Origin of the sequence: Aquabacterium olei (assembly GCF_003100395.1) — a bacterium.
In the GTDB taxonomy this organism is placed as follows: Bacteria; Pseudomonadota; Gammaproteobacteria; order Burkholderiales; family Burkholderiaceae_C; genus Aquabacterium; species Aquabacterium olei.
The window spans coordinates 1,573,425-1,586,818 of record NZ_CP029210.1 but is presented as its reverse complement, the minus strand read 5'-3'; the positions used below and the strand labels follow the sequence as shown (position 1 = coordinate 1,586,818).

Here is a 13,394-nt window from a genome sequence, read left to right as displayed (position 1 = left end):
ACCCGACCGGATCACTTCATGAGCCAGACCGCCCACTACCCTCGCGACCTCATCGGACACGGCCGCAACCCGCCGCACGCACAGTGGCCCGACGCGGCCCGCATCGCCGTGCAGTTCGTGCTGAACTACGAGGAAGGCGGCGAGAACTGCGTGCTGCATGGCGATGCGGGCAGCGAACAGTTCCTCAGCGAGATGTTCAACCCGCCAGCCTTCCCGGACCGGCACATGAGCATGGAGTCGATCTACGAGTACGGCTCGCGGGCCGGCGTGTGGCGGCTGCTGCGTGAGTTTGAACAACGGGGGCTGCCGCTCACGGTGTTCGGCGTGAGCATGGCGCTTCAGCGCCATCCCGAGGTGACGCAGGCCTTTGTCGAGCTGGGCCACGAGATCGCCTGCCATGGCTGGCGGTGGATCAGCTACCAGCAGGCCGACGAGGCGACCGAGCGCGAGCACATGCGCATCGGCATGCAGATCATCGAGGAACTCACGGGCCAGCGTCCGCTGGGCTGGTACACCGGCCGCGACAGCCCGAACACCCATCGCCTGGTGGCCGACCACGGCGGCTTCGAGTACGACAGCGACCACTACGGCGACGACCTGCCCTTCTGGATGCCCGTGCAAAAGAGCAATGGGGACGTGGTGCAACAGCTGATCGTGCCCTACACGATGGACACGAACGACATGCGCTTCAGCCTGCCGCAGGGCTTCTCGCAAGGCGATGATTTTTTCACCTACCTGCGCGATGCCTTCGACGTGCTGTACGCCGAGGGCAACCCGAACGGCCTGAACCGCCCCAAGATGCTGAGCATCGGCATGCACTGCCGGCTGCTGGGGCGCCCGGGCCGCATGCGGGCACTGCAGAAGTTCCTGGACCACGTCCAGGCGCACGAGAAGGTGTGGGTGTGCCGACGCATCGACATCGCACGCCACTGGCGCGCCACGCATCCGTTCAAGGCCGCAGCATGAGCGCCTCCCTCCCCCTCGCCTCGTTGAATGCGGCCGACCAGCCCGGCTTCGTGGCGCTGCTTGAAGGCATCTACGAACATTCGCCCTGGATTGCCGCGCAGGCCTGGTCGCAGCGGCCCGCTGGCGGCTTTGTGTCGCTGGATCAGCTCAAGTACGCGCTGGCTCAGGTGGTGCGACAGGCACCGCGCGAGGCGCAACTCGGCCTGATCCGCGCCCACCCGGAACTGGCGGGCAAGGCTGCGGTGGCCGGGCAGCTCACGGCCGAGTCCACCGACGAGCAGAGCCGCGCTGGCCTCACCCACTGCAGCCCCCAGGAGTTCGCCACGTTGCAGCGCCTGAATGCCGACTACAACGCGCGCTTTGGCTGGCCGTTCATCCTGGCGGTACGGGGCCCGCGCGGTCAGGGGCTGACCCGTGCAGACATCATCCGCACGTTCGAACGCCGTCTGCACAACAACCCGGCATTCGAGCTGGCCGAGTGCCTGCGCAACATCCACCGCATCGCCGAGATCCGGCTGAACGACCGGTTCGGCGCGGTGCCCACCGAAGGCAACCAGGTCCTGACCTGGGCCGAGGAACTGGCTCGGCACACCGAAGGCACAGGTCCCAACGGCCTGGATGACCAACCGCCGCTGACCGTCACCTACCTCACGCCGGCGCACCAGGCGTGCGCCGCGCAGCTGCAGGCGTGGATGCGCGACTGCGGTTTCGATGAGGTCGAGCGCGACGCCGTGGGCAATGTGGTCGGCCGCTACCGGGGCAGCGATGTCAGCGCGCCCTGGCTGTTGACCGGCTCACACTATGACACGGTGCGCAACGGCGGACAGCACGACGGGCGGCTCGGCATCTTTGTGCCCATGGCTTGCGTGCAGGCGCTGCACCGCGGGGGCCGGCGCCTGAAGCACGGCATCGAGGTCGTGGCCTTTGCAGAAGAGGAAGGCCAGCGCTACCGGGCCACCTTCCTGGGGTCCAGCGCGCTCGTCGGCGAGTTTCAGCCCGCCTGGCTGGATCTGGCCGACGAACAGGGCATCACCGTTCGCGAGGCGATGCGCACTGCCGGGCTGCCGGCCGACATGACCGCCATCCAGGCGATCCGGCGCGATCCCCAACGCTATCTGGGCTTTGTCGAAGTCCACATTGAACAGGGCCCGGTGCTGGACGAACACGACACGCCATTGGGCATCGTCACGTCCATCAATGGCAGCCTGCGTTTCGCGGGCGAGGCCATCGGCGTGGCGTGCCATGCCGGCACCACGCCCATGCCGATGCGACAGGACGCCGCCGCGGCCGTGGCCGAGATCGTGCTGTACGTCGAGCGCCGCGCTGCGCAGGACGCGGCCTCGCCCGTCGGCGGATCGGTGGGCACCGTGGGCGTGCTGCAGGTGCCTCAGGGTTCACTGAACGTGGTCCCCGGACGCTGCCGGTTCACCCTCGACCTGCGCGCCCCCACGGACGCCCAGCGCGACGCCCTGGCCCGCGACGTGCTCGCCTTCATCGACGAGGTGGCCACGCGCCGGCAGGTGCGCATCCCGGTGGAGCCCACGCTGGCGGCCTCTGCCGCGCCGTCCGACCCGGCCTGGCAAGCCCGCTGGGAAGCCGCCGTGCAAGGCATGGGTCTGCCTTTGTTCCATCTGCCCAGCGGCGCCGGCCACGACGCGATGAAGCTGCACGGGCACCTTCCGCAGGCCATGCTGTTCGTGCGGGGCGGCCACGCCGGCATCAGCCACAACCCGCTGGAAACCGTCACCAACGACGACGCACAGCGTGCCGTCCAGGCCTTCATGAACCTGCTGGATGCGCTCTGACGCGCGCCCGGCCCCACTCCATCTGCCCACCATGAGCACCCCGATCGACACGCCAGACCACGCTGCCCTCGACGCCTGGATCGACGCCCACTTCGACGACGAGGTGCGTTTTCTGCAGGCGCTGGTGCAGGTGCCGACCGACACGCCGCCCGGCAACAACGCCCCCCATGCGCAACGCACGGCCGAGCTGCTTGCCGGATTGGGCTACCAGGCCGAGGCCCACCCGGTACCCGAGTCGGAGGTGCACGCCTATGGCCTGCAAAGCCTCACCAACCTGATCGTGCGCCGCCGCTTCGCCGAGGTCGGCCCCACCATTGCGCTCAATGCCCACGGCGACGTGGTGCCGCCCGGCGAAGGCTGGACGCACCCCCCCTATGGCGGCGAGATCGTCGAGGGCAAGCTGTATGGCCGCGCGGCCGCCGTCAGCAAGAGCGACTTTGCCACTTACACCTTCGCGCTGCGCGCGCTGGATGCACTGCGCGAAAGTGGCACGGCGCTGAAGGGCGGTGTGGAGCTGCACTTTACCTACGACGAGGAGTTCGGCGGCGAGCTGGGGCCCGGCTGGCTGCTCAGGCAGGGGCTCACCCGGCCTGATCTGTTGATCGCCGCGGGCTTCAGTCACGAAGTGGTCACGGCCCACAACGGCTGCCTGCAGATGGAAGTGACGGTGCACGGCACGATGGCCCACGCGGCCATCCCGCACACCGGGGTCGATGCCCTGCAAGGCGCGGTCACCATCCTGAATGCGCTGTATGCGCAGAACACGCGCTACCGCCAGATCACCTCGCAGGTGCCCGGGATCACGCATCCCTACTTGAACGTGGGCCGCATCGAAGGCGGCACCAACACCAATGTCGTGCCGGGCAAGGTGGTGCTCAAGCTGGATCGCCGCATGATTCCCGAAGAGGACCCGGTGGCCGTCGAGGCTGACCTCCGCCAGGTGATTGCCGATGCAGCGGCCAGCTTCCCGGGCATCACGGTCGAGATGCGCCGCCTGCTGCTGGCGCACGCGCTCAAGCCGCTGCCGGGCAATGCGCCGCTCGTGGCGGCACTGCAGCGGCATGGCGAACAGGTCTTTGGCGAGCCCATCCCCACCAGTGGCACGCCGCTCTACACCGACGTGCGGCTGTACTGCGCGCAGGGCATCCCCGCCGTGATTTATGGTGCCGGCCCCCGCACGGTGTTCGAATCGAACGCCAAGCGGGCCGACGAGCACCTGGTGCTGGACGACCTGCGCGGTGCCACCAAGGTCGTGGCACGCGCACTGTTCGACCTGCTGCACTGAGGGCTGTCACGGCGACGGCATGCAGATGTCACACGCGGCGCGTACGCTGTGAGCGACGCCCGCCTGCCTGACCGCCATGTCGAACGCGCACCACCGACTGCACACCCTGCCCGACGCCGACGCCACCCTGTTGCGTTGGCTGCAGACGTGCCTGGACGACCTGCGCGACCCGGTGGCCCGGATGGCAGAGGGACAGGTGGACGTGGAGGCGGTGCACCAGTGCCGCAGTGGCTTGCGGCGCCTTCGCAGTGCGTTCGACCTCGCACGGGGCGCGCGGCACACGGCGCCCGAATCGCTGGTCTGGACGCAGACGTTCCGCCTGCTGGGAGCCTCTCGCGACGAGGACGTGCTGCGCGAGTTGCTGGGCGACGTGGCCTGGCAACAACTCGCGCCCTGGCTGGCCACGCACGACAGCGCCACGGTCGCCCTCGCCCGAGACGACCTGCCGGCGTGCTTTGCGCCGGACGCGCCCTTCATGCGCGCCTGGCACGAACTGGCTCAGTGGCTGAACACGGCGGCCATGGCCCCGCTGGCCCACGAGGAACGGGACGCCTGGCGTCGTCACCTCGTTCGCCGACTGGACCGATGGCATGCCCGCATTACGGATGCCGCCCGCACTGGGCACACGCTGGACGACGATGCCCTGCACAGCGAGCGCAAGCGGTGCAAGCGCCTGCAGCAGGCGCTGCTCTGGCTGCGCCCGCACCTGCCGGAAGCCGCGCGCAAGGCCTACATGCGACGCCTGCGTGCGGCACAAAGACAGCTGGGTGAATGGCATGACCTGCACATGGCCACGCAGCGCTGTGAAGGGGCGCCCCGCACGCTGGGCGCCGACGTCTCCGCCCGGCTGGCGTGGATCGCGCACCGGCAGAGTCTGGCGCGCAAGGAGGCCATACGGGCACTGCGCCGGCTGGCCCGCGCCGCGCCGTGCTGGCGCTAGGCGGGCAGCCAACGCCACAACTCAGCGCGGCGTGCGCTCTGCTTTCAGCTCCACGTCGTCGATGGCCAGGCCGTGATCGAAACCGTGGTTGTTGACGACCACCCAGCGCAGCCACAGCTTCGCACCAGCCGGCCACACGGTCGGCAAGGTACCGCCCAACTGTGCGCTGGCAAGCGGATCTCGCCCGTTGACCACCTGCCCTTCCGGCGTGCCGATCAACGGCGAGGGTGAATCGAAGTCGAAGCCCTTGCCCGGACGCACCCAGTTCACGTGCCCGAACACCTCGCCCACGCCGTACTCGAACGCCATCGTGTTGAGGTTGTCACTCGCTCCCTGACGCCACTGCTGTCCCTGAAAGCGCACGGCGATGCGGTCCAGATCCTGCCCCGACAGGTTGCGAAAGGCCACGGTGATGTAGCCCGCCAGCGCACCGGGTGCCGGCGTGCCGAAGTACGCGCTGCCGGATCCCAGGGCACCCAGCGCCCGGTTGGCATCGCCTTCGAGGCCATAGCTGTAGAAGCTGCCCGAACCGTCGTCACCGATGTCACCCCGGTAAGTCGGCGTGACGAGCGGCTGCTCGACGAAATTCAACAGCGACCAGCCCGGCAGGGTCTGGTTGTCGACCCAGTCGTACGCACGGCTGACCGCGCCCAGGCTGTTGAAGTCCTGACGGTACACATAGCGCCCGCTCGCATCCAGCTTCACGGGCAGTTCGGCCCGCGCTGCCGGCGCAGCGGCCAGGCAGGCCAGCGCCAGCAGCGCCCCGGGCCCACGGCAAACCAAGCTCATGCCAGTCCCCTCTCAGGCGCGCTGGGCGCGGCGGCGGGCCACGCCGGCCACCAGGCCCAGGCCAATGAGGGCCAGCGCTGCCGCCTCCGGCTCCGGCACGGCGGCCACGGCCGTGCTCACGTACACGTTGTCGATGGCCAGGCCATGGTCGTTGCCGGCGCTGTTGTAGTCGATCCAGGTCAGCCACAGGGTCTGGCCGGGCTGCCAGTCCAGGGCAATGTCGCCGCCCAGAGACACGGCGTTGGTATTGCCGTCCAGCGCTGCGCCTGCACCCGACGTGGTGTTGACCACCGGCGAGTTGTACTTGAAGGACACGCCCGGATTGACCCACGTGCTCACGCCCTTGAACGTGTCGCCCAGGCCATAGCGGAAGTCGAGTGCATCGCTGCCCGGGTTGCCCTGCCCCAGGCGCCATTGTTCGGCATCCCAGTAGACGCCCACGCTGCTCAGCGCCTGGCCAGAGTCGTTGCGCAAGGCCAGCGTGATGTAGCCCGACAGCGCGCCCGACGCCGGCGATCCCCAGTAGGTGGCGCCCGATCCGACTGCACCCAGAGCGCGGTCTGCCGAGTTGCCGTAGCTGTAGAAGCTGCCTGCCGTGTCGCTGCCATTGTTGGCGCGGTAGGTGGTCTTGGCGGCCTTGGTGCTGTCGAACAGCGACCAGCCCGCCAGCGTGCTGTCGTTGGCCCAGGCCAGGCTGGTGCCCGTGGCCGGGAGGCTGTCGAACGACTGTGCGTATTCGAAAGCGGCCAGGCCGCCGGCCTCGGGTGTCAGCGTGACGCTCACGGCGGCGTGGGTCGAAGGCAGCACGGCGGCCAGCGCCAGCAGGGCCAGATTCTGTTTCAAGCTCATGATGTGATCCGGTAAAGCAGAGGATGGGAAAACAGGAGGGGGTCAGGCCAGGGGCAGCAGGCGGCGCTGGTCGGTGCCCGGCAGGGTCTGCCAGGTCGGGCCCGGTTCGATCCGGTAGCGGTCGGACTTGACCGTGTCGACGAAGTACCAGGTCGACTGGCAGGCCTCACGCGTGGCCGAGACCACCATGAAGCCGCGGCGGCGCGTCTCGGCGTAGCGCAAGTGAGGCACGTTGCCCACCATCCAGCGCGCGAGTTGATCGGGGTCGTCCGTACGGCGGGACGCTTCCATGCCTGGCGATGACACACCGGGCGTGGCGAACTCGACGCCGATCGGCTGGCCGCTCTGGTCCACCAGGTCATTGGCCCAGGCGTTGTGCGTGTCACCGGCCAGAACGACCAGGTTGCGGTCGAGGCGTCGTGCAGCCGCGAACACAGCCTCACGCTCGGCGCCGTAGCCGCTCCACGCGTCCAGACTCCACGGCACCACCGGCTGGTCGAGGATGTAGCGCTCGGCCCGCGTGAGGTCGCCCGGGTTGTCAGTGGCCTTGCGCGTCAGCGCCTCGTAGCCGCCCACCGAGATCTGCCCGAGCCCGATCGCGGCCGGAATGTCCATGTGCCCCATGAGCACCTGCTGGCCCAGCACCTGCCAGGTGGCACGCGACCCAGCCATCTGCTCCTGCAGCCACGCCAATTGCGTGCCGCCCAGCAAGGCCCGATCAGGTGCGTTCGCCGCGGCATACAGGGCGGCCGCATTGATGCCATCGGGGCCGACAAAGTCAGCGGCAGACAGCTGCTCCGTGCGCGCCAGCAAGCGCGTCTCCAGCATGTGCAGCGACAGCACGTCGGCAAAGTCGAACGAACGGTAGATGCGGCGCAGATCGCCCGTGTCAGGCGTGCGCACGGGCAGCCACTCGTGGTACGCCTTCAGAGCAGCGTCGCGACGGGTCACGTAGTCGCCCTCGACCCCGGCCGTGTGGTTCGCAGCCCCAGTCCGATAGGTGTTGTTGCACACCTCGTGGTCGTCCCACACGGCAATCATCGGCACGCTGGCCATCAGGGCCTGCAGGCCCGGGTCGGTGCGGTACTGCGCATGCCGGATGCGGTAGTCGGACAGGCTCACGCACTCGTGCGGCGGCAGAACCTCGCGCCCCATGGCGGCCGCATCGTCCGAGGCATACCCGCCCCGTCCATACTCATAGATGAAATCGCCCAGGTGCACAGCGGCATGCAGGTCGGCCATGCGGGCAGCCTGCGCATAGGCATGGAAGTAGCCTGCCGGGTAGTTGGAGCACGAGAACACGGCCAGCCGGATCGCCTCCCGCGCCACGACCGGCAGGGTGCGCGTGCGCCCCACCGGCGAGCGCGTGCCGTTGTAAGTGAACCGGTAGTGGTAGACCGTGTCCGGGCTCAGGCCATCCACATCCACCTTCACCGTGAAATCACGCGTGGCGCTGGTGCGGACGAGGCCGCTGCGCACCGAGCGCGTGAAGGCGGCGTCCAGCGCCATCTCCCACTGCACGCGGGGGTTCGCGTCGCCCGAGACGGTCACCCGCGTCCACAGGATCACGCGTTGAGCCAGCGGGTCCCCACTGGCCACGCCATGAACGAAGGGCGGTGCAGCCGCTTCTGCGCGCGGGGCGCCGAGCAACACCGGCATCGCCAGCGCGGCGGCCCCCAGGCCACCGATGAACGCCCGGCGGTCGGCAAACTTCTGGTCCATCTCTGTCTCGATCCACTGCAACAACAACGAAGCCGCCATGCTGCGCAGAAACGATGACAAGCCTCACCGTGCGACCCGCCACCCCGTAGTCCGAACGTACTCCGGCGAAGCGGACAAACCTTGCGACAATTGCGTGATGCCTGCCCCCGCCGACACCGCCCTGGTCCACACCTCGTTCTACCGATTCGTGCCACTCGCCGACCCGGACGCGGTGGTGGCCGTGCTGCGCGAACTGGTTCAGCCGCTGAAGGGCAGCGTGCTGGTGGCCGAGGAAGGCATCAGCGGTGCACTGGCAGGCCCGGTCGATGACGTCGCCGCCTTCGAGCAGGCCGTGCAGCACGACGCCCGCCTGGCCGGAGCCTTTCTCGGCATGCCGTTCAAGCACAGCGCCTGCCGCACCCGCCCTTTCTGGAAAGTGCGTGTGCAACGCAAGAAGGAGATCGTGGCGCTCAACCTGCCCGGGGTGACGGGTGCCGTGCCCGACCGCGCCACTGGACAGCATCTGGCGCCCGAGGCGTGGCGTGAGCTGATCGCCCGCGACGATGTCGTGGTGCTGGACAACCGCAACAGCTTCGAATACCGCCTCGGCCATTTCCAGGGTGCGGTCGACCCCTGCGTGGGCAACTTCCGCGACTTCCCAGCCTACGTGGCCGAGCACGCTGCGCATTGGCAGGCCGAGGGCCGCAAGGTGGCCATGTACTGCACGGGCGGCATTCGCTGCGAGAAAACCAGCGCCTGGATGCAGCAGTTCGGCCTGGACGTCTACCAGCTCGACGGCGGCATCCTCAACTACTTCCAGCAACTGCCCGATGCCGACCGCGACTGGCAGGGCGAGTGCTTCGTGTTCGACAACCGCGTGGCGGTTGACACCTGCTTGCAGGAAACCGACACCACGGTCGACCAGGTCTACGGTGACAGCCCTGATGAAGCCTGGCGGCTGGAGCGGGCCCGCCGGCTGGAGTCGGCCCAGCCCAAGCAAGCGAACGCCATCCCTGCGCAGGACAATCCGACGTGAGCCGTCCGGCCCGCCCGGCCCTGCCGACCCGGGATGGCGTGAGCGCCAGCTGCGTGGCCCTGCCCACCGGCGCCTGGCTCACCGTGCTCGACTTCCTGTGCGAACGCATCCCGGCCGTGTCGCGCCCCGACTGGCATGCCCGGATGGCCCAGGGCGACGTGGTCGATGCACAGGGGCACCCCATCCCCCCCGATGCGCCCTACCGGGCCCAGACGCGCTTGTATTACTGGCGCCAGCTCGCCTTCGAGCATCCGATCCCGTTCGAGGAACGCATCGTCTTCCAGGATGCCCACCTCGTGGTGGCCGACAAGCCGCACTTTCTGCCGGTGACGCCGAAGGGCCGCTACGTGCAGCAGACGCTGCTGGTGCGACTCAAGCGCAGGCTGGGCATCGACACGCTGGTGCCCATGCACCGGCTGGACCGCGAGACCGCCGGTCTGGTCATGTTCACCGTGCAGCCCGCCGCGCGGCACGCCTACCAGTCGCTCTTTCGCGACCGGCAGGTGCACAAGGTGTATGAAGCCATTGCAGCCCACCGGCCCGAGATGACGTTCCCGCTGACACGGCGCAGCCGGCTGGCCGAAAGCGAGCGCTTCATGGCCATGCAGGAAGTCCCCGGCGAGCCCAACGCCGAGACCCGCATCGAGTGCGTCGAAACCCAGGCCGGTCGGGCGCGCTATCGCCTTCTGCCCACCACCGGGCAGAAGCACCAGCTTCGCGCCCACATGAACGCGCTGGGCCTGCCCATCGAAGGCGACCGCATCTACCCCGTGCTGCAGCCGGATCTGGCAGAAGGCGAGGCCCCCGACTACCGACACCCTCTGCAGCTGCTGGCTCGCACGCTGCGCTTCACGGACCCGGTGACCGGCCAGGCGCGCCATTTCGAGAGCACGCTGCGGCTCGACTGGCCCCTGGCAGGCACCTGAGCGAGCGGGCTCAGGCCGTCTGGTCCGGTCCGCGGAACAGGCCGCCCAACCCCACGCCCAGCAAACCCAGCGCCGACAGCGCCGCCACGGCCAGTGCCGCCATCGACATCGGCGACAGGCTCTCGCTGACCACGGTCTGAACGGAGGGCAGCGGCACCGTCACGCTGATGACGCCCACCGGCTGCCCGGCCTTGTAACCAAAGCCACCACCGCCATTGAACTGGTGGTTGGTGCGGATGAAATCGGGCGCGCTGCCCGGCGCATCGTGGCACTTCAGGCAGCTGGCCTGGGCCATCACGGCGCGCGCATACAGCAGCCGCCCGGCCTCCACGCGCCAGTATTCGAGCGGCGCCGGCTGGCTGATGCCCGGCACCCGCTGGGGTGTGACCAGCGCCTCGGCCTGGGCAGGCGGCAGCTTGGCAAAAGCGGCCTGAACCGCCTGGATGGCCTCGCGTTCGAAGGCGTTCGGGGCGTTGTTGCGGTTCAGCACCGACCCGGCCGTGAGCCGGTACTGAGAACGGCTGCCATTGGCGGCCAGCACATCGGCCACCTCGCGCTGCACCAGGGCCGGGTTCTTCCAGTGGTAGGCCTCGACGCGCTCCATCGCCTGCCGCTCGCTGAGCCGGTCCTCGGTCCTGCTGCCTTGCAGCACACCCGAATCGCCCTGCGACACGGCGTAGACCGAGCGCGTGAGGAAGGTGCCGGGCAGGCTGGCGTTCGCGCCCCTGCGTGCGCGCGTGGACACCGCCGTACTGCGAGGCCCATCGCCCCACGTTCTCGGCCATGTCGGCCACGGTGCGGCCCTCGTTGACCGTTCGGGTCAGGATCAGGCTTTCAGCGGCCTGCCAGCCACCCAGGGCCAGTGAACCCGACAGCAGGGCCGCAAAGCCCAGCACCATCACACCAGAAGAACGTCGCACTGCAAATACCTCTGTACAAACGAGGTGCCCCTGCAGCTGAAGCACCCGGGTAACCGGGCCCTGCCCGGCGGAAAGCGGCCGGGGCCGCGAAAAAACAGGATCAGGCCACCATGGGCTCGCCCATGCGGATCGGCTGCCCTGGCACCCAGTGCGGGTTGAAGGCCAGTTCGCCCTTCGGGAACAGCATCACCACGGTCGATCCCAACAGGAAGCGCCCCATTTCCTCGCCCTTGCGCAGCACGATCTGCTGGTCGGCGTAGTGCCATTCACGCACCTTGCCCGGACGCGGCGGGTTCACCACGCCATGCCACACCGTGGCCATGCTGCCCACCACCGTGGCGCCCACCAGCGTCAGCACGAAGGGGCCGTTCTCGCCTTCGAACACGCACACCACACGCTCGTTGCGCGCAAACAGCCCGGGCACGCCGCGCGCGGTGGCGGGGTTCACCGAGAACAGCTCGCCCGGCACGTAGATCATGCGGGTCAGGCGCCCCTCACAGGGCATGTGGATGCGGTGGTAGTCCTTCGGGCTCAGGTACAGGGTGGCGAAGTGACCGCCCTCGAACTGCGCGGCCAGCGCACGGTCGCCGCCCACCAGCGCCGTGGTGGAGTAGCTGTGGCCCTTGGCCTGGAAGATCTGGTCTCGGTCGATGGGGCCGCACTGGCTCACGGCGCCGTCCACCGGGCACACCAGCCGGGTGGTGGCAATGGGGCGCGCGCCCGGCTTGAGGGGCCGGGTGAAGAATTCGTTGAAGCTGGTGTAGCTGCTCAGTTCGGGCTGCGCGGCCTCGGCCATGTTGACGCCGTAGCGTCCGGCAAACCAGCGAATGAAGGCCGTGGTGAGCGCCCCCCCCTGGGCCGAAGCCCCCCAGCCAGCCAGGCGGGTCAGTGCCACCTTGGGCAGGATGTACTGGGACAAGACAAAAAGACGATCAGACACCACGGATTCCAGTCGATGAAACCGGTCGATTTTATCGGCTGGCTCCACGGGCGCGGGATGTCCATGTCCCCGTCCGCCCCCATTTCCAGGGTGCCGGCACCGCCAATCGGGCAGACGCCGCTGGCACGCTTCTCGCAAACATGAACTGTATACAGTTTTGCCACCCTGGAGCCCCTGCCCATGACCGCGATTTCGCGCCCCCGCCGCACCCTGCTGTCCACCCTGGCCGCTGCCACCGCCCTCACCTGGGGCGCCCTGGGCACCACGGCGGTGCACGCCCAGACCGCCATCAAGTTTCAGCTCGACTGGCGCTTCGAGGGCCCTGCCGCCCTGTTCCTGCAACCTGCGGCCAGGGGCCACTTCAAGCAGGCCGGGCTGGACGTGACGATCGACGCCGGCAACGGCTCGGGCGGCACCGTGACCCGGGTGGCCTCGGGTTCGTACGACATGGGCTTTGCCGACATGGCGGCCCTCATGGAGTTCCACGCCAACAACCCGGACGTGCCCAACAAGCCGGTCGCCGTCATGATGGTCTACAACAACACGCCGGCTGCCGCGTTCGCGCTGAAGAAATCGGGCATCAAGGCCCCGGCCGATCTGGCTGGCAAGAAGCTGGGCGCCCCCGTGTTCGACTCAGGGCGCAAGTCGTGGCCCATCTTTGCCAAGGCGAACAAGCTCGGTGCCGTGACATGGATCACCATGGACCCGCCCCTGCGCGAAACCATGCTGGTGCGCGGTGACGTCGATGCGATCACCGGCTTCTCGTTCACCTCGCTGCTGAACCTCGAAGCCCGCGGCGCCAAGCCGGACGAGATCGTGATGTTCCCGTACGCGCAGCACGGGGTGAAGCTGTATGGCAACGCCATCATCGCCTCGGCCAGGATCCTCAAGGAGAACCCGGAAGCCGTGAAGGCCTTCCTGAAGGCCTTTGCCAAGGGTGCCAAGGAGGTGATGGCCAACCCGTATGCCGCCATCGACTCGGTGAAGGCCCGCGACGGCATCATCAACGTCGAACTCGAGAAGCGCCGCCTGAAGCTGGCCATCGAGCAGGTGGTCAACAGCCCCGACGCGCGCGCCGAAGGTTTCGGCCAGGTGAAGCTGCCGCGCCTGGCGCTGATGGCCTCGCAGGTGGGCGACGCCTTCAACACCAAGACCCGCGTGAACCCCGAGGCTGTCTGGACGCCGGCCTACCTGCCCGCTGCGGCCGACCTCAATGTGCTGCCCGCCAAGAAGTGAA

At 68.5% G+C, this 13,394-nt stretch carries 12 protein-coding genes; 7 read left to right on the top strand and 5 right to left on the bottom strand.

Annotation, left to right across the window (positions count from 1 at the left end; genetic code table 11):
- The first annotated feature begins 18 nt into the window (after nt 1-18).
- The 4 genes from puuE (at nt 19) to DEH84_RS07250 (ending at nt 4,996) form a co-directional block, all read left to right on the top strand.
- Nucleotides 19-966: an allantoinase PuuE gene (puuE, locus tag DEH84_RS07265; RefSeq protein WP_109036108.1), complete on the top strand. Its 948-nt coding sequence runs from the start codon at nt 19-21 to the stop codon at nt 964-966.
- The gene (gene uraD, locus DEH84_RS07260) at nt 963-2,771 is read left to right on the top strand and encodes a 2-oxo-4-hydroxy-4-carboxy-5-ureidoimidazoline decarboxylase (protein ID WP_109036106.1); all 1,809 of its coding nucleotides are present in this window, start codon (nt 963-965) and stop codon (nt 2,769-2,771) included. Before puuE ends, uraD begins: the two co-directional genes overlap by 4 nt.
- A gap of 31 nt (nt 2,772-2,802) precedes the next feature.
- Nucleotides 2,803-4,056, top strand: a complete 1,254-nt coding sequence (locus tag DEH84_RS07255; protein WP_109036104.1) for a M20 family metallopeptidase — start codon at nt 2,803-2,805, stop codon at nt 4,054-4,056.
- Between the two features lie 76 nt (nt 4,057-4,132).
- A complete protein-coding gene (locus DEH84_RS07250; RefSeq protein WP_109036102.1) occupies nt 4,133-4,996 on the top strand; it encodes a CHAD domain-containing protein in 864 nt (287 codons plus the stop codon).
- 21 nt (nt 4,997-5,017) lie between these two features.
- Here DEH84_RS07250 and DEH84_RS07245 read toward each other — a convergent pair whose 3' ends face one another.
- Genes DEH84_RS07245 through DEH84_RS07235 form a run of 3 tightly spaced genes read right to left on the bottom strand, consistent with a single transcriptional unit; the run spans nt 5,018 to nt 8,395 of the window.
- The gene (locus tag DEH84_RS07245; RefSeq protein WP_109036100.1) at nt 5,018-5,785 is read right to left on the bottom strand and encodes a hypothetical protein; all 768 of its coding nucleotides are present in this window, start codon (nt 5,783-5,785) and stop codon (nt 5,018-5,020) included.
- 12 nt (nt 5,786-5,797) lie between these two features.
- Nucleotides 5,798-6,634: a PEP-CTERM sorting domain-containing protein gene (locus DEH84_RS07240; protein ID WP_109036098.1), complete on the bottom strand. Its 837-nt coding sequence runs from the start codon at nt 6,632-6,634 to the stop codon at nt 5,798-5,800.
- Between the two features lie 42 nt (nt 6,635-6,676).
- A complete protein-coding gene (locus DEH84_RS07235) occupies nt 6,677-8,395 on the bottom strand; it encodes an alkaline phosphatase D family protein (protein ID WP_245932706.1) in 1,719 nt (572 codons plus the stop codon).
- A gap of 97 nt (nt 8,396-8,492) precedes the next feature.
- Between DEH84_RS07235 and trhO the strand changes: the two genes are divergently transcribed.
- Together trhO and DEH84_RS07225 are read left to right on the top strand one after the other, a co-directional pair.
- A complete protein-coding gene (trhO, locus tag DEH84_RS07230) occupies nt 8,493-9,371 on the top strand; it encodes an oxygen-dependent tRNA uridine(34) hydroxylase TrhO (RefSeq protein WP_109036094.1) in 879 nt (292 codons plus the stop codon).
- Nucleotides 9,368-10,297 (top strand): pseudouridine synthase, encoded by a 930-nt coding sequence (locus DEH84_RS07225; RefSeq protein WP_109036092.1) that lies wholly within the window; start codon nt 9,368-9,370, stop codon nt 10,295-10,297. The genes trhO and DEH84_RS07225 overlap by 4 nt, the downstream gene beginning before the upstream one ends.
- Before the next feature lie 10 nt (nt 10,298-10,307).
- Here DEH84_RS07225 and DEH84_RS07220 read toward each other — a convergent pair whose 3' ends face one another.
- Together DEH84_RS07220 and asd are read right to left on the bottom strand one after the other, a co-directional pair.
- Nucleotides 10,308-11,042: a c-type heme family protein gene (locus DEH84_RS07220; protein WP_109036090.1), complete on the bottom strand. Its 735-nt coding sequence runs from the start codon at nt 11,040-11,042 to the stop codon at nt 10,308-10,310.
- 275 nt (nt 11,043-11,317) lie between these two features.
- The gene (asd, locus tag DEH84_RS07215; protein WP_109038261.1) at nt 11,318-12,157 is read right to left on the bottom strand and encodes an archaetidylserine decarboxylase; all 840 of its coding nucleotides are present in this window, start codon (nt 12,155-12,157) and stop codon (nt 11,318-11,320) included.
- Nucleotides 12,158-12,337: 180 nt separating this feature from the next.
- Between asd and DEH84_RS07210 the strand changes: the two genes are divergently transcribed.
- Complete coding sequence (locus DEH84_RS07210; RefSeq protein ID WP_109036088.1) at nt 12,338-13,393, top strand: ABC transporter substrate-binding protein; 1,056 nt, start codon at nt 12,338-12,340, stop codon at nt 13,391-13,393.
- Nucleotide 13,394: the final 1 nt, after the last annotated feature.

Coding starts and splice junctions, on each gene's coding strand:
- puuE (WP_109036108.1), top strand. CDS start 19: ATGAGCCAGACCGCCCACTACCCTCGCGACCTCATCGGACACGGCCGC.
- uraD (WP_109036106.1), top strand. CDS start 963: ATGAGCGCCTCCCTCCCCCTCGCCTCGTTGAATGCGGCCGACCAGCCC.
- DEH84_RS07255 (WP_109036104.1), top strand. CDS start 2,803: ATGAGCACCCCGATCGACACGCCAGACCACGCTGCCCTCGACGCCTGG.
- DEH84_RS07250 (WP_109036102.1), top strand. CDS start 4,133: ATGTCGAACGCGCACCACCGACTGCACACCCTGCCCGACGCCGACGCC.
- DEH84_RS07245 (WP_109036100.1), bottom strand. CDS start 5,785: ATGAGCTTGGTTTGCCGTGGGCCCGGGGCGCTGCTGGCGCTGGCCTGC.
- DEH84_RS07240 (WP_109036098.1), bottom strand. CDS start 6,634: ATGAGCTTGAAACAGAATCTGGCCCTGCTGGCGCTGGCCGCCGTGCTG.
- DEH84_RS07235 (WP_245932706.1), bottom strand. CDS start 8,395: ATGGCGGCTTCGTTGTTGTTGCAGTGGATCGAGACAGAGATGGACCAG.
- trhO (WP_109036094.1), top strand. CDS start 8,493: ATGCCTGCCCCCGCCGACACCGCCCTGGTCCACACCTCGTTCTACCGA.
- DEH84_RS07210 (WP_109036088.1), top strand. CDS start 12,338: ATGACCGCGATTTCGCGCCCCCGCCGCACCCTGCTGTCCACCCTGGCC.